A 22,431-nucleotide genomic window follows, 5' to 3' on the forward strand; every position below is an offset into this window, starting at 1 on the left:
GTGCCGCCGCACCGGCCCGACACCCTACCCCGTCGCCAGCTGACCTGCGGGTTCGGGTTGTCGGGCGCGCCACCGGTGTGGATCCGCGTTCGGTCCCGGCACACCCGCTCGGGCTACCAGCGATGCACCCTGGCGCACACCTGTTCGGTGAACTCGCTGGTCGATGCCAGTCCCCCCAGGTCGGCGGTGGCGATGCCCGCCTCGAAGGTCGCGGCGACCGCCCGCTCGATCCGCTCACCCGCCCGCGCCAGGGTCACCTCCGCGTCCCGGGTCGCCAACCAGCGCAACAGCATCGCCGACGACAGCTGCAACGCTGCCGGGTTCGCGCGGTTGTGCCCGGCCAGCGACGGCGCGGCCCCGTGCACCGCCTGGGCCATCGCCGTGGTGGCCGAGCAGTTGAGCGACGCGGCCAGGCCGAGCGACCCGCTCAGTTCCCCGGCCAGGTCGGACAGGATGTCACCGAACAGATTCTCGGTGACCAGGACGTCGTAGTCGGCGGCGGCGCGGACGAGATGCGCCGCCGCCGCGTCGACATGTTCGTCGTCCACCTCGACGCCCGGGTACGCGAGTCCGACCTCCCGGCAGACGTCGCGGAACAGTCCCATCGTCAACGGCAGGACATTGGCCTTGTGCACGATCGTCACCCGCTTGCGTCGTGTCGTGGCCAGCCGGAACGCCTGATGCGCGATCCGCTCACAGGCGGCACGGGTCACCAGCCCGACCGACATCGCGATATCGGGCGTGGGCCCGAACTCGCCCACTCCGGCGAACATGTTCCGGTCGGCGTAGAAACCTTCGCTGTTCTCCCGGACGATCACCAGGTCGATGCCCGGCGCCGCCGCGTGCACACCGGCGAACGCCCGCGCGGGACGGATGTTGGCGTAGAGGTCGAAACGCTTGCGGATCACGCCGCCCGGCGCGATGCGGTGTTCGGCGGGATACGACGCGTTGTCGTGCGGGCCGAGAATCCACGCGTCCACCCCGGCGAGCTGCTCGAGTGTCTGCTCCGGCAGCGGGGCGCCGAATTCGGCGATGGCAGCGTGGCCCATGGCCAGCGGCACCCAGTCGACCGGCGCGGCGCCCACCGCCGACAACGCCTCGTCGACCACCTGCCTGGCGGCTCGCACCACCTCGGGGCCGATGCCGTCGCCGTCGATCAGGCCGAGCCGCAGTGCCCGCCCCTCCCGGGGTTGATTCACGTCGTTCACCGGGACATCCTCCCGCCGACATGCCCCGGGTGCCGGAACCGGCCCGCGGCAACGCCGGATGCGGTTACCTTCGGGGACCATGGTGCAGTCGGTCGAACTACTCCTCGACGAGGCCGCCGACACCGAGATCCGCCGCCAGTGGCAGATGCTCGCGGAGGCCGGTGTGGCGAGCCTGGCCGCGCGCACCGACGAGTCCAACCGTCCGCACATCACCGCCGCGGTGGCCAGGCAGATCTGGCCGCGCATCGAGCAGGCCCTGGACGAGCTGGCCTTCGCGCCGATCCCCGTGCGGCTCGGCGGACTGGTGGTCTTCGGTGCGCGCCGTCCGATCCTGGTGCGACTGGTGGTGCCGTCCGAGGCGCTGCTCGCGTTGCACCGGCGGATCTTCCACACGATCTCCCCGTGTCCCGGCGTTCCGGCCAATGTGCACCCGGACGCGTGGACGCCGCACATCACCCTGGCCAGGCGGGTGCCCCCGCACCTGCTCGGCGAGGCGATCCACGCCGTGGCCGGTGACCGGGATTTTCCGGCGACGGTGCTGGGTATCCGTCGGTGGGACGGGGATCAGCGGCGCGAATGGCCGGTCGGCCGGATCCGCCGTGGAAGATAACCGAGGAAGCCCGCGTTGTAGCAGGCATACCGAGACGAGAGGATGTCATGGCCACCCAGACGCTGACCCAGCACAATTTCGATGAGGTAGTCACCGGAAACGACGTGGTACTCGTCGATTTCTGGGCCGATTGGTGCGGTCCGTGCAAGAGTTTCGCACCGACTTTCGAGGCCTCCTCCGACAAGCACCCCGACGTGGTGCACGGAAAGGTCGACACCGAATCCGAGCAGGGCCTGGCGGCGGCTGCCAACATCCGCTCGATCCCGACCATCATGGCCTTCCGGGAGGGCGTGCTGGTGTTCGCGCAGCCCGGCGCATTGCCGCCCGCCGCGCTCGAGGATCTGGTGACCCAGGTCAAGGCGCTGGATATGGACGAGGTGCGCAAGCAGCTCGCCGAGCAGCAGGCGGCTGCCGAGAACCAAGCCGGACAGTGATCGGCGCGGCGCGGTGAAACACTGCGCCGCAACGATATTCACTCGGGCCCGGGGACGGACGCGCGGGAGCGAAGTCCGCGTCCGGGCCCGCTCGGCGTCTGGACCCCCACAGTGACGGGGGGGCGGCAGGCTGCCTCCCCGCGGTCCGTGCGTGATCTCAGGACACGCCGAGCAAGTTGACGCCCGCGATCATGGCGCGAACCGTCGATTCCGCGCCGTCATCGGCGATCGCCGCGCCCCAGCCGCGCCTGCCGTTGCATTCGCACCGCACGAAGGTGGCGGTGCCGTCGGCGGTGCGCCGCTGGTGGAATTGCAGAATCTCCACGGGGTAGCCCTCCTCGTAGAGAGCCGAGGTCATCGCGGCGACCGGGCTGCCGGTGGCCACGACGGTCCGCAGATGGTCGGCGAACTCCAGCGTGGCGGTGAACTCCGCGGTGCGCGCGCCCGCGGGAGACCACTCACCGAGGCGGATCGGACCGCCGTCCGCGCAGTAGCGGCTGTGGAACTCCGCCGAAGTCAGCCCGGCGGCTTCGGCGCGTAAGCCCTTGGGAGCGGCGGCGTGGAACATGTCTGTATCAAGAGTAAGGATGGTCATTGAAAGTAGGTCTTCCCGGAGAATGTCGTGGTTCAGTTGACAGAGGGGACCAGCACTAACAAGTGGAAAAGCCCGCAGCGAGGGGGCCGGCCCGAATCAGACCCCGCTACGGCGGGGTACTACGAGGACTCGGGGGCGCGGCGCCACCATCGCGGTGAGCGGAAGTAGCTCGGCGCGAACCTCGGGCTCGAAGGCGGTAGCCTGCGTCACCACGGAGGGCCCGATGAGCGACGCCGAAAGCAGAGCGCTGTCGCGGTCTGCGACGGTGAGCGCTGCGCTGCGGCGGTCGGCGGGATTCGGCACGGCATCGAGAATAGGGACATCGCGACGCAATAGCAACCACATTCGATGCCCGATTTGTCTACTGACGAGTACCGTTCGTGCAGTTCAGGCCGCTGCGGGCGGAACGAGGGTAGCGTCGGTGACATGGGTCTCCTCGTCGCGATGACCATTCCGGGTCTGGCCGTCCTGCTCATCCTGTTCGCCTTCGCCGAAGTCGCCTGGAACAAGCTCACCGGTAGCCGCGCGCTGCCCTGGACCCGCAAGCGGTCCGGCCGCCCGGTGGCGGCCGCGGGCTTCGAAGAAGTCACGGCGGTTTTCCAAGGCGGCAAACACCACGAGTTCGAGCAGCGGCTGACGACACTGATGCACCGCGAGGACAAGTCCGACGGCGCGCCGCCCCGCGACGAGGTAGATCTCGCCCACGGTTCGGCCCGCCTGGTCGGGCAGCGGCCTTCGGGAAGCCGGACTTCGTGAACATGGTCGGTCGTAGGGAGATCCGGGCGCCGTCTTCCGGATCGCACTGTGCGGGCGGATTCGCCCCCTAGCGGGGAAGAACCTCGTTCAGCTTGCCGGTGGCGACATCGAAGACGAACCCGCGGATCGAATCCTTGTGCGGCACGAACGGGCTGGCGACGATGCGCGCGATCGATTGACGCACATCGGTTTCCAGGTCCGAGAACGCCTCCGCCGCCCACTCGGGCTTGATCCCGGTCTCCTCCTGGATGCTCGCCTTGAAGTCGTCGTCGGTGAAGGTGAGCATGCCGCAATCGGTGTGGTGGATCAGAATGATCTCCCTCGTGCCGAGCAGCCGCTGGCTGATGGCCAGCGAGCGGATCTCGTCGGGAGTGACGACGCCGCCCGCATTGCGGATGACGTGCGCCTCGCCTTCGGCGAGGCCGAGCGCGCCGTAGACGTTGAGCCGCGCGTCCATGCAGGCGACCACGGCCACGCCCTTGGCGGGCGGCAGCGGCAGCGGGCCTCGGAAGGTGCTCGAATAGGCGGCGTTGTTCTCCAGGTACTCGTCGGTGACAGTCATGGGCCATCCCCTGCGCTCGGTATGCGTGAATCCCTCTGTGTGATCAGCCCAACGGTAGGTGGCCGCGCAGTATGGGACAGCGGTCCCGTTCACCGTGATTCATTCACTTGCACGCGGCGGCCCGATGATAGCTCGCCGATTGCCCCATGCCGGGCCCGTGCGGTCGGACCCGGCATGTCCGGTGCGGTGCGCGGAGCCGGTCAGTGCGCGGCGGAGTCCCAGCTGTGGCCGACGCCGACCGAGACCTCCAGCGGCACCGAGAGGGCGATGGCGGAGGACATCTGTTCGCGTGCCAGCGCCTCGAGCACCTCCCGCTCGCCGTCGGCTACCTCGAACAACAGTTCGTCGTGGATCTGCAACAGCATCCGCGAGCGCAAACCGGCCTCGTTCATGGCCCGGTGCACGTTGATCATCGCCACCTTGATGATGTCGGCCGCGGTGCCCTGGATCGGGGCGTTGAGCGCCATCCGTTCCGCCGATTCCCGGCGCTGCCGGTTGCTGGAGTCCAGGTCGGGCAGGTAGCGGCGGCGGCCGAACAGCGTCTCGGTGTAGCCGACCTTGCGCGCCTGCTCCACCACCTCGTACAGGTAGTCGCGGATGCGGCCGAAGCGGGCGAAGTAGACCTCCATCTGCTCCTTCGCCTCGGTGGTGCTGATCTTCAACTGCGCGGACAGACCGTAGGAACTCAATCCGTAGGCCAAGCCGTAGGACATCGCCTTGATCCGGCGGCGCAGTTCCGGACCGACCTCGGAGATCGGGATGTCGAACGCTTTCGACGCCACGAAAGTGTGCAGGTCCTCACCGGAGTTGAACGCCTCGATCAGCCCCTCGTCCCCGGACAGGTGCGCCATGATCCGCATCTCGATCTGGCTGTAGTCCGCGGTCATCAGCGACTGGTAGCCGGAGCCGACCACGAATGTGTCGCGGATCTGCCTGCCGGTGTCGGTGCGGATGGGAATGTTCTGCAGGTTCGGTTCGGTCGAGGACAGCCGACCGGTGGCCGCGATCGTCTGGTTGAACGTGGTGTGGATGCGACCGTCCTCGGCGACGCACTTGAGCAGGCCGTCGACGGTGACCTTCAGGCGGGTGGCGTCGCGATGCGCGAGCAGATGCTCCAGGAACGGGTGCTGGGTCTTCTCGTAGAGCGACTCCAGCGCGTCCGCGTCGGTGGTGTAGCCGGTCTTGGTGCGCTTGGTCTTCGGCATGTCCAGCTCGTCGAACAGCACCACCTGCAACTGCTTGGGCGAGCCCAGGTTGATCTGCTTGCCGATCACCTCGTAGGCCGCCTCGGCCGCCTCTGCCACCCGGTCGGCGAACTGCCGCTGCAGCGTCGCGAGCTGGTCGGTGTCCACCGCGATGCCCGCCTCCTCCAAAGCGGACAGCACACCCAGCAGCGGCAGCTCCATGTCCGCCAGCAGCGGGATGGATTCGATCTTCGCCAGTTCCTCGTCGAGCGCGTCGGCCAGGTCGGCGACGGCACGCGCGCGCAACATCTGCGCCCGCGCCAACTCGGCGTCGACGGCGTCCTCCTCGTCGAGCAGTGACAGCTGCGCGGTCTCGCCGGCCTCGGCGCGCAGCTCTCGGTGCAGGTAGCGCAACGACAGGTCATCGAGGTTGAAGGTGCGCTGACCGGGGCGGACCAGATACGCCGCCAGCGCGGTGTCGCTGGTCAGCCCGCCGAGAGTCCAGCCGCGACCGCGCAGCGCGTGCAGGGCGGCCTTGGCCTCGTGCAGTGCCTTCGGCACGGCCGGGTCGGCGAGCCAAGCGCCCAGCGCGGCTTCGTCTTCCGGGGTGAGCACCGTGACGTCGATATAGCCGCTTTCGCCGTCACCCGCCGCGATGGCCAGCGCTCGGACGTCACCACCGGCCGGAGAGCCCGTGCCGACGATCGATACACCATGGCGCGCACCGGCTTTCGCATGCTCGGCCAGCCAGCCCGCGACCGCGCCGATCTCCAGCGCGCCGCCGCTGATCTCGAATCCCGACTCCGCCTCCGGCTCCGGCGGCGCCAGCGTCTCGAACAGCCGGTCGCGCAGCACGCGGAACTCGAGATCGTCGAACAACTGATGGATCTTCTCGCGATCCCACGGCCCCTGCGCCAGCTGATCGGGGGTGTAGGGCAGCGGCACGTCCCGCATCAGCTCGGTGAGCTGCCGGTTGAGCACCACGCTGCTCAGATTCGCCCGCAGCGCGTCGCCGACCTTGCCTTTCACCTGGTCGACCTTCTCCACCAGGACGTTGAGGTCACCGTACTCACGAATCCACTTGGCGGCGGTCTTCTCCCCCACGCCGGGAATGCCGGGCAGGTTGTCGCTGGGGTCGCCGCGCAGCGCCGCGTAGTCGGGGTACTGGTTCGGCGTGAGGCCGTATTTGGCCATCACCTCTTCCGGAGTGAACCGGGTCAGGTCCGATACGCCTTTGCGCGGGTACAAGACGGTGACGTTCTCGTCCACCAGCTGGATGGCGTCCCGGTCACCGGTGACGATGAACACGCGGAAACCCGCGGCCGTCGCCTGCGTGGTGAGCGTGGCGATGATGTCGTCGGCCTCGAAGCCCTCGATGGCCATCACCGGGATGCCCAACGCCCCGAGCACGTCCTTGGTGAGCTCGACCTGGCCGCGGAACTCGTCCGGCGTGGTGGTGCGATTGGCCTTGTACTCCGGGTACGCCTCGGCGCGGAAGGTCTGGCGCGAGACGTCGAACGCCGCGGCAACGTGTGTCGGCTTCTCGTCGCGCAGCAGGTTGATCAGCATCGCGGTGAAGCCGTAGACCGCGTTCGTGGTCTGCCCGGTGACCGTCTTGAAGTTTTCCGCCGGTAGCGCGAAGAACGCGCGATAGGCGATCGAATGCCCATCCAGCAACAGCAGCGTCGGCCGGTCCCCCGAACCGGGATCGATGGAGCCGGACGCGGGGGCAGGACGCGGAGCGGTCGTGGGTGAACTCACGCCCCAGAGTCTAGGGACCGGCACCGACAAGGCCATACGCCGACACCCGGCTGACCGACGGTCGGCGGCGCGCCGATCCCACCTGCGGCCCGGTCGGTACGCGGACCGCTCATTCACCCCTCGCCGTGCGGGTTGAAATGCGATGATAGAGACAGACTTCCATAAGGAGCCGCCATGAAATCGCCCGCCGAGATTCCCCCGGTTTCCGCTCCGGCATCCGCGCTCGACCTGGCCCTGGAGCGATTGCACGCTCCGCGAGCCGCGGACTGCGCGGCCTACGCCCACAGTTCGAACGGGCGCGCGGTCACCGCCGTCCGCGCCCCACGACAAGACCGGTAATCCGGATACAGAGATGTCGGCGGATCTGCCGTGGCCGGGCTTCTCCTCGGCTCCGGCGCGGCCGACCGGCGGATTCCGTCCGTTACGCGAGTTCGTTCTCAAGGTTCAGTCCCGGTGCAATCTGGACTGCGACTACTGCTACGTCTATCACTTGGCGGATCAGTCGTGGCGCAACCAACCGCGCGGTATGGCGCCGGAAATCGTCGCCGCTGTCGGCGACCGCATCGCCGAGCACGCCCGTACACACGATCTGGACAGTGTGACCGTCCGGCTGCACGGTGGAGAACCTCTGCTCGCAGGCCCTGACTACCTTGTGCGGATCGTCGACGAGCTGCGCCACCGACTGGCGCCCACCCGTGTCGTCGCTTCGGTTCAGACCAACGGCGTGCGGCTGGACGCGGTGGCCGCCGACCGCCTGATCGCAGCCGATATCGGCATCGGGATCAGCCTGGACGGAGACCGGAAGGCCAACGACCTCCACCGGCGTTTCCGTAACGGCAGGTCCAGCTACGACACCGTCGTGGCGGCGATCGAGCTCATGCGTGAGCCGGAGCGGAGCGCGTATTTCAGCGGCGTCCTCTGCACCATCCAACTCGAGGCCGATCCGCTCGACGTCTGGCGGGCTTTGCGGGATAGGAATCTGCCCGCGGTCGATTTCCTGCTCCCGCACGGCACGTGGGAGAACCCGCCGCCCGGTCTGGTTCCCGGCGACGGTCGTACTCCGTACGCCGACTGGCTGATACCCATCTTCGATGAGTGGTTCGATGCGGCCGAATGTCCCTGCGGGGTACGTATATTCGAGGATTTGGTGCATCTGGTGCTCGGTGGTACCGAAAGCTATGAATCGTTCGGGCTGGATCCGGTGGCGCTCGTGGTCATCGAGACCGATGGTTCATACGAACAGGTGGACAGCATGAAAGCCGTGCACGACGGCGCAGCGGCCACCGGCCTGCATGTCCTGCGGCACGCACTCGACGACGTGCTGCGACTACCGTCCTTCGTAGCCAGACAGCAGGGAATCGACGCGCTGTCGCCCATCTGTCGCTCCTGCGCACACCACCGGATCTGCGGTGGCGGCCTCTACCCCCATCGGTATCGGCCGGAGAACGGGTTCGGCAATCCGTCCGTCTATTGCGCCGACCTGTTCGCCTTGATCACTCATATAGAGCAGCGGGTTGCCGACGGCTTGGCGCGGCGCGGGACCTCACTCGCCGCAATCCGCGCCACCCGCAGGAGGTAGCAGCCCTAGCTCCCGTGCCCATCCTCCGAATCGACCCCCAGTTCGCGCAGGCGCGCACGCACCTCGTCGGCACGGGGTGAACCCGATTCCACGTAAACGGCCAATGCTTGGAGCAGCGCGCTCTGCGCGCCCACCTGGTCGCCGAGCAACCGCCGGGTCTCCCCGAGGGCGTAAAGGGTTTCCGCCTCCCCGAAACGGTCGCCGCTCATCCTCCGCACCGCCAGCGCCTCTTCGTAAGTATCCGCTGCCTCCCCGTACCGGAGCATGGCCTGCAGGGTGGTACCCAGGTCGTGCAGTACGTTGCCCTCGGTGTGCGAGTCGATGCCATGACAAGCCGCGAGGGCATCCCGGTAGAGCCGTTCCGCCGCCGGGTAGTCACCGTGATCGAAGCGCGCACCGGCGAGGACATCTCGCAGCACAATGGCTTCGTTGCGCCGATCGCCGATCGCGCGCCAGATCGCGAGGGCCTGTTCGCCCAGCTCGCTGGCATAGTCGGGGCGGTCGAGCTCGCGCGCGGCCTCCCCGAGGTTTCCCAGCGCCATGCCCTCGCCGATCCGGTCGCCGATCTGCCGGTTGATCCGCAGCGACTGCTCGTACGCCGACCGCGCCTCTTCGAAACGGCCGACCTCGACCAACGCGCCACCCAGACTGGTCAGGCACCACTGCTCGGCGAAGGCGTCTCCCGCCTCCCGCGCCGCGGTCACGGCGAGTTCACTGGTCGTCAGCCAATCGTCGTGGTGACGGCGGATCTTGTAGAAAGTCACCGCGGCCAGCGCCAGCCGCCATGCGACGTCCGGCATACCGTCCGTACCGGCGGCCCGTATCGCCGCGACCAGGTTGGCTCTCTCGCTGTCACACCACTTCAGAGCATTGTCGTAGTCGCCGAACTCGGTGGTCGGAGTGCCGGGGCCGGGCGGCTCGAGCGGCACATGCCGACGCAGCGGCGCCAGCAATCGGTCGGCGGCGTCCACGGTATGCGCGTACCAGTCGAGTTCCCGAGCCAGCGCAGCGTGACGCGCTCCGTCGGGCTCGTCTTCCGCGGCTCGCTCTGCCGCGTACTCCCGCAACAGGTCCAGCAATCGGTAACGATTGCGGGACAGGCGCTCCAGCACACTGAATGCCACGAGGGAGTCCAGGATTCGGCGGGCTCGATCCGCCGGAACACCCAGCAGCGCCGCCGCGGCCGTGGTGCTGAATTCATCGCCCGGATGCAAACCGAGAAGCCGGAATGCACGGCGGAGATCATGGGGCAGATTCCGGTAAGACCAGGAGAACACCATCCGTACCTCCGATGTCGGGTCACCGTCCACACCGGCCAGTGCGTCCAGCCGGTTCCGTTCGTTCGACAGCTCGGCCGCGAGCTCACCCAAGGTCATGCCGGACACGGCGGCGTGCTCCGCAGCGAGCTTCAGCGTCAGCGGCAGATGCCCGCACATCCGTGCGACCTTCGCCGCCGCGGCGCTGTCCTGCGAGCCGGTCGCGGTCCTCAGCAACGTCTCGGCGTGGGCCGGCATCAGTGGCCGTAACACCAGCCTGCTCGCATCGTCCCGTACCACCAGCCCGGACAACGGGCTTCGTGACGTGATCACGGTCGCGCAGCAAGGCGGCGGCAGCAGCGGCCGCACTTGTTCCGGAGTCAAGGCATTGTCGATGACCACCAGCACGCGCCGCCCATCGAGCAGCGCGCGGTAGCGCTGCGCCAGCCGTTCCACGTCCAGCTCCGGGTCCCCCTGCGCGGTGTCGTCGAGGGTCCGCACGAAACGATCCAGGGCCTCGTAGGCCGTCGATGCCGGCATCGCGCTGTACCCGTGCAGATCCAGATACAGTTGCCCGTCCGGGAACTCCGCGCACAGCGCGTGCGCCACCCGGACCGCCAGCGTCGACTTTCCGACACCGGGCGGACCGCTGATGATGCCGATCGAGCGCGCGCACGTTCCGTCACCGCGCAGTAGTGCGGTCAGCCAGGCGCTGTCCTCGGCGCGATCGGTGAAACCCGATGCAGCGGCCGGTAATTGACGTGGGCGAGGTCTCGAAGCCGGCGCCACGACAGGGCCGCGCATCGCGTCGTCGAGCATCAGCTGGGCGATGGCTTGCGTCAGCGCGGCGTCCAGCTCACCCGGGTCGGCGACGCGGGCGATCGTCAGCCCGGAATCGAGCAGCCGAGCGTGGAACGCGAGCTGGCGGGCGTCGGCCGGCCTGGGTGAATCGTCCGCGACCAAGAACACCAGTCTGCGTTTGCCCGCCGCTGTGGCGGTGTCGAACTCGAGTTCGGTGTAAGAGCGTGACGGGTCATCGGGCACCGGCGAGCCGTAGTTGCTCCCGATGATCCCGACGTACAGATCGGCGAGACCGACCAGCTCCGCGCACACCTGGGCAGGTGGCCGGCCATCGGCGGCGAAGTACTTCATGTCCACCGGCGCATGCCGGAACCTTTTCACCGCTTCCTCGGCCGAGGTGATCCAGGAACGTCCACTCGGCTTGGACCGGAGATCACGAGTGTGACTCAAGAACACCCGCCACGGCCGTCCGACCGCTGTCACCTGTCAACGGTAACCCGCGGGACGCGGTCATCGCCCGGAAAAAGCTTCAGCGGACCGAAGCGGCCTGTGCTCCCGGGCATCGGGAGCACAGGCCGCGCTGGTGAAGACGCCTATCCCACGCCCAGATACGCCGACTTCACCGCGGGGTCGGTGAGCAATTCCGCGCCGCGGCCGGACTTGGTGACCTCACCGGTCTCCATGATGTAAGCGCGGTCGCTGCGGGCCAGCGCCTGCTGGGCGTTCTGCTCCACCAGCAGCACCGTGGTGCCCTGCTGGTTGATCTCGCCGATGATCCGGAAGATCTGCTGGATCACCATGGGCGCCAAACCCATCGACGGCTCGTCGAGCAACAGCAGCCGCGGACGCGCCATCAGTGCGCGGGCGATGGCCAGCATCTGCTGCTCACCGCCGGAGAGCGTGCCGCCGACCTGTTTGCGCCGCTCGAGCAATCGCGGGAAGAGCTCGAACACCCATTCCAGCGTCCGGTCGTACTCGCCCTTCCGCTTGAAACCTCGTCCGTAGCAGCCCATGTCGAGGTTCTCCTGCACCGTCATGCCGGGGAAGACACCCCGGCCCTCCGGAGCCTGGATCAACCCGTGCTTCACCCGCTCGTGCGCCTTCATCCGAGTGATGTCGCGGCCCTCGAACAGGATTCGGCCGCGGGTCAGCGGCAGCAGCCCGGACATCGCGCGCATGGTGGTCGTCTTGCCCGCGCCGTTGGCGCCGAGCAGGGTGACCAGCTCGCCCTCGGCGACGGTCAGCGAGATCCCGTGCAGCGCTCGGATCCTGCCGTAGTTGACGACCATGCCCTCCACTTCGAGCAGCGGAGCACCCGCGGCAGGAGGCTTGTCCGGCGCCTCGGTCACCGGTGGAGTGACCGCCGTCTCGGCGCGCGGCGCCGCCGCCGGTTCCGGACCCGACGGCGCGCTTTCGCCGCTCTCGCTGCCCTCCGGCACGGCGGGGTCGAATTCGCTCACCTCGGTATCCGGCACGCCGAGGTAGGCCGCGATCACCGCCGGGTTGTCGCGGATGTCCGCGGGCAATCCGTCGGCGATCTTGCGGCCGAACTCCAGCACCACGATCCGGTCGGTCACGCCCATGACCAGCCGCATGTCGTGCTCGATCAGCAGCACCGTGAACCCGTCGTCGCGGATCTTGCGAATCAGGTCCATGAGCGCGGACTTCTCGCTCGGATTGAATCCCGCCGCCGGCTCGTCCAGGCACAGCAGCTTCGGCTCCGTGGCCAGCGCGCGGGCGATCTCCAGGCGACGCTGGTCGCCGTAGGACAGGTTGCGTGCCTTCTCCACCGCGCGCGGAGCGATGCCGACGAACTCCAGCAGCGCCATGCCGCGCTCGATGGCGTCGCGTTCCTCGCGTCGATGCCGCGGCGTGCGGAACACCGCGCCGGGCACCGAGGTCTTGTGCCGTGCGTCGGTGCCCACCACGACGTTCTCCAGCGCCGTCATCTCGCCGAAGAGCCGCACGTTCTGGAACGTGCGCGCGATGCCGAGCCGGGTGATCGCGTTGCGTTTGGTCTTGGTCAGCGGCTTGCCGTCGAAGTACACCAGTCCGGAGGCGGGCTGGTAGATACCGGTGATCGCGTTGAAGCAGGTGGTCTTGCCCGCGCCGTTGGGGCCGATGGGACCGAGGATCTCGCCGCGGCGGATCTCGAAGCTCACCTGGTCCAGCGCGGTGAGACCGCCGAACTTCACCGTCAGGCCGTCGGTGCGCAGCAGCGGCTCACCCACCGCGGTCTCGATATCGCGGCGCGGCGCGACGACTTCCGCAACCGTCTCGGCGTCGGCGAGGTCCGGTATCACCTGGGTGACGTCGACCGTCCCCGCGGACTCGGCCTGCGGCTCGGCCGCGTAACCCGCGGCCATGTCCTCGTTGTCGAACAGCGCGTCACCCGCGCCCGGCCCGGTCATCGGCCCGCTCCGATCGGCTCGACCGCGGCCGGTCTGCGCACGGCCAGAACCACTTGCCTGCCGTAGGTGAGCAGTTTCTGCCGCACCGGGAACAGACCCTGCGGACGCAGAATCATCATCACCACCAACGCGATACCGAAGTACAGATATTTGAGGTCACCCAGCGACTGCGCGCCGCCCTTGCGGAACAGCAGCACGCTGCCGAGCAGCAGCAGCGCCAGCACGCCGGTCGTGACCATGCCGGTGATCACGCCGCGCCGCTGCCAGGTGCCCAACCGACCGGCCCACAGCCGCCAGAAGACGATCAGCGCGACGAACACCGCCACGTCGATCGCCAGCAGCACGTACCCGGTCGTCTCGTTGCTCACCAGGTTCACCGACTGCAACCGCGCGGGCAGATAGGCGATGACGAACGCGCCGAAGATCACTCCGAGCTTGTTGCCCTGACCGCCGATGACCACCGCGCACAGGAACAGCATCGAGTTGATGATGTTGAAGCCGGTGGGGTTGATGAACTGCACCTGCCCGGCGTAGATCGCGCCGGACATGCCGCCCACCGCGGCCCCGATCATGAACGCCCACAGCTTGAACTTGAACGTCGGCACGCCCATGATCTCGGCCGCGTCCTCATCCTCGCGGATGGCCACCCAGGCGCGGCCGACCCGGCTGCGCTCCAGGTTGCCGACCATCAGCAGCACGATGACCACCAGCACCATGCCGAACCAGTACCAGTAGGTGCCGTAGCTGGCGCGGTCGAGCAGGTTCGCGCTGTCGGGGTCGCCGCTGTTGCCGCCGGAGAAGACGCCCTCCGGCTTGCTCTCGGATTCGCCCACGTGCGGGTAGGCCACACCCGACAGGCCGAGGCTGCCGTTGGTGATCTCGGTGAGGTTCTCCGCGAGGAGCCGGACGATCTCACCGAATCCGAGTGTCACGATCGCCAGGTAGTCGCCGCGCAGACGCAGTGTGGGTGAACCGAGGATCAGGCCGGAGACCGCGGTCACCGCGACGGCGATCGGCAGACAGGCCAGCCACGCCCACTCCGGATCCAACCAGCCGCCGTCGGTCTGGTTCCACGGACTGTTCGGGCTGGTGAGCAGTCCGACGGTGTAGGCGCCGACCGCGTAGAAACCGACGTAGCCGAGGTCGAGCAGACCCGCCTGCCCGACCACCACGTTGAGGCCGATGGCCAGCAGCGCGTACATCGCCACCTGCGCCATCACCAGGCCGAAGTTGTAGGAGGGCGTGTTCAGCAGTGGCGGAGGAAACAGCGGCAGCAACGCCAGCAGGATGAGGATCGGGACGCCGACGCCCCACTGCGCGGGCCTGCTCAGACCGTCCCACCAGGTGCGGATCGCATCGCCGAGGCCGCGGCGCGCGGTGTCCGGCGACGCCGTCTTGGTCGTGTCGGTCATGCGCGCGCCCTTCCGAGACTCTCGCCGAGGATGCCGGTCGGGCGAACCATCAGCACAAGAACCAGCACCACGAACGCGACCACATCACGCCACTCGGTGCCGAACAGGATCTGGCCGTACTGCTCCACCACGCCGAGCAGCAGGCCGCCGAGCAGCGCGCCCCGCAGATTGCCGATGCCGCCGAGTACCGCGGCGCTGAACGCCTTGATACCGAGGACGAATCCGCCGGAGTAGATGATCCCGTTGGGAATCTTCAGCGTGAACAGCATCGCCGCCGCGCCCGCGAGCACACCGCCGATGAGGAAGGTCAGCATGATGACCCGCTCGCGTGACACGCCCATCAGCGTCGCGGTGTCGGGGTCCTGGGCCACCGCGCGGATGCCACGGCCGAATTTGGTCCGGTTGATCAGCACCTCGGTGGCGATCGCCAGCACCACCGCCGCCGACACGATCAGCAGCATGATGTTGGTGACGTCCGCGCCGCCGAAGCTGAACTGCACGGTGGGCTCGACCAGGCGGATCGGCTGCTGCGCGTTGGTGCCACCGAGATCGGGGCGGATCTTCGGCAGCACGAAGTGCACCAATTCCTGCAGCACGAACGACATGCCGATCGCCGTGATCAGGAAGGCCAGCGGTTTCGCGCCCCGTTTGCGCAGGGGTCGGTAGGCCACCCGCTCCAATCCGACAGCCGCGCCACCGGATACCGCCATGCCCACGACCATCGCCAAACCCAGATAGACGACGGTGAGCACCACGCCCTGGGTGTACACATCCGCGCTGGCGACGAATCCGAAGATCATCAACCCGATCAATTGCCCGAACAACCCGAGCATGAAGATTTCCGAATGGGCGAAATTGATCAGCCGCAATACGCCGTAGACCAAGGTGTAGCCCACCGCGACCAAAGCATAGATGGCGCCGTAGGTCACGCCGTCGACGGTCAGTCGCCAGAAACTATCGACCAACCCCTCGTAGTTGAAGTCGATCGAACCGGCCGTGAGTTGTATCCCACCGGCCAATAACGTTTGTTTCATTTATTTCTGCCCTCATCCTTTCGCCCACCGAACAACGGCACGTATGGGGATCCGGCCGAATCCCCATACGTGCCGTGCGCCCGGAATCCGGAGCTACTTGACCTCGTACACCCAGATCAGCGCGTTCGACAGCTCACCGTTGGGATCCCACTTGTACTGACGCGCGAGGCCGGCACCGTCGTACGTCCGTACATGGTCGAGCAGATCCGGGCGGGTCACCTTGCCGCCGTCGATGCCCTTGGCCAGGATCGTGGTGAGGTCGTACGCCTCGACCGAGTAGACACCGGGCGCCTGACCGTTGAGCGCCTCGTAGTCCTTGGCGAACTGCTCCGGGGCGGGACCGCACGGGCACGACAGCTTCGCGCCCTTGGCGGCGCTGCCCGCCTGGGTGACGAACTGCGGGTCGTTGGTGCCGTCGGCGGAGACGAAGACCGCGTTCACGCCACCGGACTTCAACTGCTGGGCCAGCGGCGCGCCCTCGGAGTAGTAGCCGGAGTAGAAGATGGCGTCCGGATTCGCGGCCGCCACCTTGGTGACCGTCGCGGAGAAGTCCTTGTCGCCCTTCTTGATGCTGGCCGCGCACGCCGGGTCCGCGGCGGCGCCGAGACCGTCGGTGATCGACTTCGCCAGACCCGTGCCGTAGTCGGTGTTGTCCTGGATGACGCAGACCTTCTTGTAGCCCGCGGTGTTGACCAGGTACTTCGCAACCGACGGGCCCTGCACGTCGTCGTTGGCCAGACCGCGGAAGAAGGTGGTCCAGCCGTTCTGGGTCAGCGTCGCGTTGGTCGCCGAAGAGGTGACCGAGACCAGCCCGGCGTCGCTGAGGATTTTGCCGGTCGCCTTCGTCTCCCCGGAGAACGCGGGACCGACCAGGCCGATGATCGACCGATCGTTGACGATCTGCGGGATCACCTGGGTGGCCTTCTGGGGGTCACCCTCGGTGTCGAACTGCTTGAGCTCGATCTTGCAACCGGGGTTGGCCTTGTTGTGCTTGTCGAGCGCGAGCTTGACGCCGTTGACGATGTTGATGCCCAGCGCGGCGTCCGGACCGGTCAGCGCGCCCGCCATCGCGATGGCCGTGCCCGGCGCGCAGGTCGCCTTGCCGTCGCCCGCGGGATCGGCCGCCGCGGACGCGTCCGCCTTCGGCACCTCCTTGCCCTGCTGGTCGACCTGCAAGACCGGCTGGATGGACAAGCCGCCCGCGCCGTTGGTGCCCGAGGAATCCGAACCGCTGCTGGTGGATTTGTCGCTACAACCGGTCAGCACCAGCGCGGCGGCGGCGCCGACGGCCAGGACACCGAGCGTCGAGCGACTGCGCCATGTCGAACTAAGCACGTTTCACCTCATCTAAGTTCTGTGCTCCCCCGGGTTCACCGAGGAGGCCGACCATGTCAGCCCGGTCAGAACATAGCGTCGGTACGTTAGTTCCGCATCACATTCGGATCATGCGCGCGACATCGTTTCGAATTCTTGTTCACGATCACGTTTCGTCTGCGTAAATTTTCGCGCGGGCCCCGTCACTTCGGCGTCAGGTTCTCCAACACGACCTCCGCGACCGCCTTCATCGTCGTGCGACGATCCATTGCGGTGCGTTGAATCCACTTGAACGCCTGCGGCTCCGAAAGGCCCTGCGTCTGCATCAGAACACCCTTGGCGCGCTCGACCAGCTTGCGCGTCTCCAGCCGGTCGGCCAGATTCGCGACCTCGCTCTCCAGCGCGGTGATCTCGTGGAAACGGCTGGCCGCCAATTCGATGGCGGGCACCAGATCCGATTTCGTGAACGGCTTCACCAGGTAGGCCATCGCCCCCGCGTCACGCGCCCGCTCCACCAGATCGCGCTGGCTGAACGCGGTCAGGATAACCACGGGTGCAACACGTTTCGAGGCGATCTCGGCCGCCGCGTCGATCCCGTCGCGGCGCGGCATCTTCACGTCCATGATCACCAGATCCGGCCGGTGCTCGACCGCGAGATCCACTGCCTGCTGGCCGTCACCCGCCTCACCCACCACCTGATAGCCCTCTTCGGTCAGCATCTCGACCAGATCCATGCGAATGAGCGCTTCGTCTTCGGCGACGACGACCCGCTTCGCCCCGGCGTCCCGCTTGGTGCCGGCGCCCCCAGCTGCTGTGCTCATAGGTAGACCCCTCTGGTTCCGATGCCCTGTCCCGACCGAACCGAAAGAAAGCCGGGATCGCACGGGGCGACCTTCGGCCTCATCGGGGCTGTCGAGTGATGTAAAGAGTACCTTTCACTTCGGCATAGAACGCATATACCCTGCGCAAACCGTGTGGTCGCGCCGCAGAGACCAACCCATTCGCGTTCCAGCCACCTGACCCGCTATAGTTGCCACCCGGTGCGCCGGGTTGGCGGAACTGGCAGACGCGACGGTCTCAAAAACCGTTGTCCGAAAGGACGTGTGGGTTCGAGTCCCACACTCGGCACTCGCTTCTGGGCGTCCCCTGCTCGCGGAGAGCGCTTGCGGGGGGCGCTCGTCATTTCTTCTGGGGGTGCAACCCCCAGGCCCCGCTCGGCGGGGCTTCGCCCCCGAACCCCTGAGGTGTGTGGTTGCGTTGCGGGGAGAGCGCTTACGTGGGGCGCTCATCGCTTCTTCTGTGGGCAACCGTGAGGACCCCTCGGAGGGGCTTCGCGGCGTTGGCAGGGGAACGTGGCGTTTGGTAGTTGAGGCGCTGCCTCTGCCTCTCTGGTGTAGTCCCCCCGGCTTCGGAGCGGAAGCCCACCTTCAGTGCCGACTGATGGGGGGCGCCGGTTGGGAATGGTGGCGTTCGGGATGAGCACTCGCGAAGTGTCCCGTCTTCCCCTTCTGTGCTGGCGGATGGTGCTCGTGGCCGGTCGAGAGGTGATGTCGGGGTATGAGGGGTGGGTTACCCGTGACGGCATCGCTGACATGGTCTCGGCGGTCGGCGTGTACGGTTCGCGTCCGGCGTCGCCTCGCGGTCACCGGCTCTGCACCGCGATCGCATCCAGGGCAGAGCCGGCGAGGGTCCAGCCCCGCGTTCGCGAATCCCCTTACCGAAGCGGCGAATACGAGGCGGGTGCGCATCGCCGTCATATTACGAAGCAATCACAAGGCAGCGTTTGAATGCGTGCGGTCAGGGGTAAAGGCTTGAGGGGAGTCGAACCGTTGCACCTCCCGCAGTGACGTACGTCGCAGGCGGGGAGGCAAAAGCGGTGTGCTTCGTGTACGGCGCGCTACGAGCAGATGAATATGTTGTTCCCACATGTGGGACTAACGACTCGAGCCCTTCTGGTAGCCTTCGCGCCGTTTATCGTGGTCTGTATGCACGTCTTGTTCGTCTGCAACGGCAACGTTTGTCGTTCGGTGATCGCCGAGCGGCTCACGCGCGCCCTCGCGGTCGAATACGACCTTCCCTACCTCACCGCCGAGAGCGCGGGAACGCGTGCGCTCGTGGGATTTCCGGTCGAGCCGCTGGCCGCGCAAACCATCGCCGGGCTCGGCGCCGATCCCGGCAGCTTCCGGGCACGGCGCCTGAAGCCCGAGATGATCGACAAGGCCGACCTGGTGCTCACGATGACCGAGCAGATCCGCGACCAAGTCGTCGACATGGCGTTCGGCGCCGGGTCACGCACCTTCACCCTGCTGGAAGCCCACCGGATCGCCCGCGTCACCGGCGCGCGCACGGTCGCAGAATTGCACCGGGCACGCAACGACCTGTCGCTGGTCGGCCGAGAGAACATCGCCGACCCAGTCGGGCTGTCCGCTCAGGCGTTCTGCGAGGTCGGCGACCGTATCGCCGAGGCGCTCGTGCCGCTGCTGCTGGCGCTCGCCCCGCACGAACAGCCGCGCTGGCCGCACGACGAACGCCGTGGACTGGTGATCCGCCCCGGCGGCGCGCCCGCACCGCTGGCGACCTTCCTCGCCGCCCAACGCACCCAGTGATCACCGGAGCCGACCGCGCGCGGTAGGGCGGGGATCGCCGCGTATCAACCTGTTATCACCCGGCTGTGTCCTTTTCCGCACCGAACGCATTAAACTCCCGCCGGACAACACTCTCCGCCGTTGCTGGTTCGACACAGGACAGGAAGAAGACATGCCGAAACGCATTTCGGATGTTTCGCTCCATGTTTATGTGACACCGGAAACCCTCGAACGCGTCGTCGACACCGTGCGTGCGGTGGTCGACGACCACCTCACCGACCGTGACGTGTTCGCCTGGCGTTTCACCTTGCCGGTCGACATCGATGACCCCGCCCACACGGCGCTCGCAGGCCGCTGCCCCGCGGCTGTGCCCGGCGCACTCGTGGACGACCGCGGCACCTACGAGATCGCGCTCAGCTTGGTCGGCGCACCCGACCAGCTGACCGGCGACCACATGGCCGCGCTGGAACGGCAATTGCTGCATGCGATCTCGGGGCTCGCGCGAACCGAGCCGGGAGACGAGATCCCGGTCTCGATCCGCGCATCGCAGCGCACCGACGTCGATCTCGACATCGATCGCGACCTCGAACTGCTGTAACCCTAACGCCGCGAGGGGAAGTGGCGGATGAGTCCCTCTTGCACCGTGGTGGCGAGCAGATCGCCGCTGCGGGAGTAGAAGCGCCCGGTCGCCAGCCCACGGGATCCCGCGGCCACCGGTGACTCGGTGCAGTACAGTGCCCACTCGTCGAAACGGAACGGGCGGTGGAACCAGATCGAGTGGTTGACCGTGGCCGCGATGATGCGGTCCAGACCCCACGACAGCCCGTGGGTGGTGATGATCGAGTCCAGCACCGTGGTGTCGGACGAATAACCCAGCGTCGCCACGTGGATCAGCGGATCGTCGGGCAGCTTGCCGTCCGCGCGCATCCACACGCGGTTGTGGTTGAGCCGCTCCCCGGTGCCCTTCAGGATCCACGCCGGGTCGTTGGTGTAGCGCATGTCGATCGGATGCGGCGCCTTGACGAACATCTCCAGCTTGTCCTCCAAGCCTTCGAAGCTCTCCTCCACCCGCGGCAGCGTCTCCGGGTCCGGTACCTCCGGCTGGGCGTGCGCGTGCTCGAGTCCCGTGCCCCAATCCTGGAACGCGGCGAGCATGACGAACAGCTCCTGGCCGTCCTGGCTGGCGGTGACCGTGCGATTGGCGAAGGCGCGGCCGTCGCGATGGCGGTCCACCCGGTACTCGATCGGCTTCTTCACGTCGCCGCCGCGCACGAAATGCGCGTTGACGGCGTGCACCGGGCGGTCACCGACCGTGCGGCCCGCCGCAATGATCGCCTGCGAGACGAGCTGACCGCCGAAGGTCCGGCTCCACACCTTCTCCGGGTGCTGGCCGACGAACACGTCCTCGTCCATCTGTTCGAGATCGAGCAGACCCAGCAGCACATCCAGGTCGGAGCGCGGCGCGTGCGGGTCCGCGATGTCGACGGGGCTGCTCAGGGAAGCACTCACTAATGGTCCTCCTCACCGATTCGGTGAACGTGGATCAGGTTGGTGGACCCGACGGTACCGGGCGGCGACCCGGCCACGATGACAACCAGGTCCCCCTTCTGGTATCGCTCCATCGACAGAAGTGCTACATCCACCTGGTGGATCATCGCGTCGGTGCTGTCGACGGTCGGCACGATGAAGGTCTCGGTGCCCCAGGTCAGCGCCAGCTGGCTGCGCACCTCCGGCAGCGGCGTGAACGCCAGCAGCGGCAGCGGAGTGTGCAGCCGCGCCAGGCGGCGCACCGTGTCGCCCGACTGGGTGAACGCGACCAGCGCCTTGGCGTTGAGCCGCTCGCCGATATCGCGGGCCGCGTAAGAGATCACACCCCGCTTGGTGCGCGGCACGTGGGTCAGCGGCGGCACCCGGGTCGACTCGGTCTCCACCGCGTGCACGATGCGCGCCATCGTGCGCACCGTTTCGATCGGGTACTTGCCCACCGAGGTCTCGCCCGACAGCATCACCGCGTCGGCGCCGTCGAGCACCGCGTTCGCCACGTCCGATGCCTCGGCGCGGGTGGGGCGGGAGTTTTCGATCATCGATTCCAGCATCTGCGTGGCGACGATGACCGGCTTGGCGTTTTCGCGCGCCATCTGGATGGCGCGCTTCTGCACGATCGGCACCTGCTCGAGCGGCAGCTCGACACCGAGGTCGCCGCGCGCGACCATCACCGCGTCGAAGGCCAGGACCACGGCCTCCAGGTTGTCGATCGCCTCCGGCTTCTCCAGCTTGCCGATCACCGGCACCCGGCGGCCCACCCGGTCCATCACATCGTGCACCAGCTCGACATCGGACGGGGACCGCACGAACGACAGCGCGATGAAGTCCACGCCTAGCTTCAGCGCGAATTCCAGGTCCTCGATGTCCTTCTCGGACAGCGCGGGCACCGACACGTCCATGCCCGGCAGCGAGACGCCCTTGTTGTTGGAGACCGGACCGCCCTCGGTGACCCGGCAGACCACGTCGTTGCCCTCGACGCGAGTGACGATGAGGCCGACCTTGCCGTCGTCGACCAGCAGGCGATCGCCTGCCTTGGCGTCCTGCGCCAGTTCCTTGTAGGTGGTGGACACGCGATCGTGGGTCCCGTCGATGTCGTCGACGGTGATGCGGACCTCTTCACCCGTCGCCCAGACGGTTCTGCCTTCCAGGAAGCGGCCGAGGCGGATCTTGGGACCCTGCAGGTCGGCCAGAATGCCGACCGCCCGGCCGAGGTGGTCGGAGGCCTGACGCACCTTCTTGTAGTTCTCGGCATGGTCGGAGTGCTCACCGTGGCTGAAGTTCAGCCGAGCTACGTCCATACCGCTCTCGACGAGTTCGCGGATACGGTCCTCGGTGGCAGTGGCCGGTCCGAGCGTGCACACAATCTTCGTCCGTCGCATCACGG

General features: G+C 67.4%; 20 protein-coding genes and 1 tRNA gene. 8 read left to right on the forward strand and 13 right to left on the reverse strand.

The features are described 5' to 3' along the window. Positions 1 to 113 precede the first annotated feature (113 nt). On the reverse strand, positions 114 to 1,289 hold the full coding sequence (locus K8O92_31470) for an isocitrate/isopropylmalate dehydrogenase family protein (protein ID UAK32173.1): 1,176 nt from the start codon (positions 1,287 to 1,289) through the stop codon (positions 114 to 116). Here K8O92_31470 and K8O92_31475 point away from each other — a divergent pair. After that, the gene (locus K8O92_31475; GenBank protein UAK32174.1) at positions 1,288 to 1,818 is read left to right on the forward strand and encodes a 2'-5' RNA ligase family protein; all 531 of its coding nucleotides are present in this window, start codon (positions 1,288 to 1,290) and stop codon (positions 1,816 to 1,818) included. The two genes, K8O92_31470 and K8O92_31475, sit on opposite strands and share 2 nt — an antisense overlap. A gap of 47 nt (positions 1,819 to 1,865) precedes the next feature. Next, a complete protein-coding gene (gene trxA, locus K8O92_31480) occupies positions 1,866 to 2,252 on the forward strand; it encodes a thioredoxin (protein UAK32175.1) in 387 nt (128 codons plus the stop codon). A gap of 157 nt (positions 2,253 to 2,409) precedes the next feature. On the opposite strand, the gene K8O92_31485 is transcribed toward trxA, so the two are convergent. Together K8O92_31485 and K8O92_31490 are read right to left on the reverse strand one after the other, a co-directional pair. Then, positions 2,410 to 2,847, reverse strand: a complete 438-nt coding sequence (locus tag K8O92_31485) for a 2-keto-3-deoxygluconate kinase (GenBank protein ID UAK32176.1) — start codon at positions 2,845 to 2,847, stop codon at positions 2,410 to 2,412. Positions 2,848 to 2,943: 96 nt separating this feature from the next. Next, positions 2,944 to 3,150 carry a hypothetical protein gene (locus tag K8O92_31490; protein UAK32177.1) on the reverse strand — a complete coding sequence of 69 codons (207 nt, stop codon included), beginning with the start codon at positions 3,148 to 3,150 and terminating at the stop codon, positions 2,944 to 2,946. A 123-nt stretch (positions 3,151 to 3,273) separates the two neighbouring features. On the opposite strand from K8O92_31490, the gene K8O92_31495 reads away from it, so the two are divergent. Next, positions 3,274 to 3,603: a DUF6191 domain-containing protein gene (locus K8O92_31495; GenBank protein ID UAK32178.1), complete on the forward strand. Its 330-nt coding sequence runs from the start codon at positions 3,274 to 3,276 to the stop codon at positions 3,601 to 3,603. A gap of 67 nt (positions 3,604 to 3,670) precedes the next feature. On the opposite strand, the gene K8O92_31500 is transcribed toward K8O92_31495, so the two are convergent. Both K8O92_31500 and polA read right to left on the reverse strand, forming a co-directional pair. Beyond that, on the reverse strand, positions 3,671 to 4,165 hold the full coding sequence (locus tag K8O92_31500; protein UAK32179.1) for a carbonic anhydrase: 495 nt from the start codon (positions 4,163 to 4,165) through the stop codon (positions 3,671 to 3,673). Between the two features lie 200 nt (positions 4,166 to 4,365). Further along, positions 4,366 to 7,146, reverse strand: coding sequence for a DNA polymerase I (gene polA, locus K8O92_31505; GenBank protein UAK32180.1), 2,781 nt, complete (start codon positions 7,144 to 7,146; stop codon positions 4,366 to 4,368). Positions 7,147 to 7,284: 138 nt separating this feature from the next. Here polA and K8O92_31510 point away from each other — a divergent pair, with 138 nt between their 5' ends. Then, positions 7,285 to 7,449: a hypothetical protein gene (locus tag K8O92_31510; protein UAK32181.1), complete on the forward strand. Its 165-nt coding sequence runs from the start codon at positions 7,285 to 7,287 to the stop codon at positions 7,447 to 7,449. Between the two features lie 13 nt (positions 7,450 to 7,462). Next, entirely contained in the window at positions 7,463 to 8,689 is a 1,227-nt protein-coding gene (locus K8O92_31515) for an FxsB family radical SAM/SPASM domain protein (GenBank protein ID UAK32182.1), read from the forward strand. 5 nt (positions 8,690 to 8,694) lie between these two features. Here the strand turns inward: K8O92_31515 and K8O92_31520 are convergent, their stop codons facing one another. The 6 genes from K8O92_31520 to K8O92_31545 form a co-directional block, all read right to left on the reverse strand. Next, positions 8,695 to 11,229, reverse strand: coding sequence for a tetratricopeptide repeat protein (locus tag K8O92_31520; protein ID UAK32183.1), 2,535 nt, complete (start codon positions 11,227 to 11,229; stop codon positions 8,695 to 8,697). A 110-nt stretch (positions 11,230 to 11,339) separates the two neighbouring features. Then, positions 11,340 to 13,157, reverse strand: a complete 1,818-nt coding sequence (locus K8O92_31525) for an ATP-binding cassette domain-containing protein (protein ID UAK32184.1) — start codon at positions 13,155 to 13,157, stop codon at positions 11,340 to 11,342. Further along, positions 13,154 to 14,569: a branched-chain amino acid ABC transporter permease gene (locus tag K8O92_31530; GenBank protein UAK32185.1), complete on the reverse strand. Its 1,416-nt coding sequence runs from the start codon at positions 14,567 to 14,569 to the stop codon at positions 13,154 to 13,156. Before K8O92_31530 ends, K8O92_31525 begins: the two co-directional genes overlap by 4 nt. Continuing rightward, complete coding sequence (locus K8O92_31535) at positions 14,566 to 15,603, reverse strand: branched-chain amino acid ABC transporter permease (protein UAK32186.1); 1,038 nt, start codon at positions 15,601 to 15,603, stop codon at positions 14,566 to 14,568. Before K8O92_31535 ends, K8O92_31530 begins: the two co-directional genes overlap by 4 nt. Positions 15,604 to 15,696: 93 nt before the next feature. Further along, the gene (locus K8O92_31540; protein UAK36058.1) at positions 15,697 to 16,896 is read right to left on the reverse strand and encodes a branched-chain amino acid ABC transporter substrate-binding protein; all 1,200 of its coding nucleotides are present in this window, start codon (positions 16,894 to 16,896) and stop codon (positions 15,697 to 15,699) included. A gap of 224 nt (positions 16,897 to 17,120) precedes the next feature. Then, complete coding sequence (locus K8O92_31545) at positions 17,121 to 17,738, reverse strand: ANTAR domain-containing response regulator (protein ID UAK32187.1); 618 nt, start codon at positions 17,736 to 17,738, stop codon at positions 17,121 to 17,123. A gap of 223 nt (positions 17,739 to 17,961) precedes the next feature. Here K8O92_31545 and K8O92_31550 point away from each other — a divergent pair. From K8O92_31550 to K8O92_31560, 3 genes are all read left to right on the forward strand, one after another. After that, a tRNA-Leu gene (locus K8O92_31550) sits at positions 17,962 to 18,045 on the forward strand. A gap of 857 nt (positions 18,046 to 18,902) precedes the next feature. Then, a complete protein-coding gene (locus K8O92_31555) occupies positions 18,903 to 19,523 on the forward strand; it encodes a low molecular weight phosphatase family protein (protein UAK36059.1) in 621 nt (206 codons plus the stop codon). Positions 19,524 to 19,674: 151 nt separating this feature from the next. Next, positions 19,675 to 20,100: a hypothetical protein gene (locus K8O92_31560; GenBank protein ID UAK32188.1), complete on the forward strand. Its 426-nt coding sequence runs from the start codon at positions 19,675 to 19,677 to the stop codon at positions 20,098 to 20,100. 2 nt (positions 20,101 to 20,102) lie between these two features. Here the strand turns inward: K8O92_31560 and K8O92_31565 are convergent, their stop codons facing one another. Together K8O92_31565 and pyk are read right to left on the reverse strand one after the other, a co-directional pair. After that, positions 20,103 to 20,981, reverse strand: coding sequence for an acyl-CoA thioesterase II (locus K8O92_31565; protein ID UAK36060.1), 879 nt, complete (start codon positions 20,979 to 20,981; stop codon positions 20,103 to 20,105). 29 nt (positions 20,982 to 21,010) lie between these two features. Next, the gene (gene pyk, locus K8O92_31570; protein UAK32189.1) at positions 21,011 to 22,429 is read right to left on the reverse strand and encodes a pyruvate kinase; all 1,419 of its coding nucleotides are present in this window, start codon (positions 22,427 to 22,429) and stop codon (positions 21,011 to 21,013) included. Between the last annotated feature and the right edge of the window lie 2 nt (positions 22,430 to 22,431).

The sequence above is a fragment of the Nocardia asteroides genome (genome assembly GCA_019930625.1).
Lineage (GTDB): Bacteria > Actinomycetota > Actinomycetes > Mycobacteriales > Mycobacteriaceae > Nocardia > Nocardia sputi.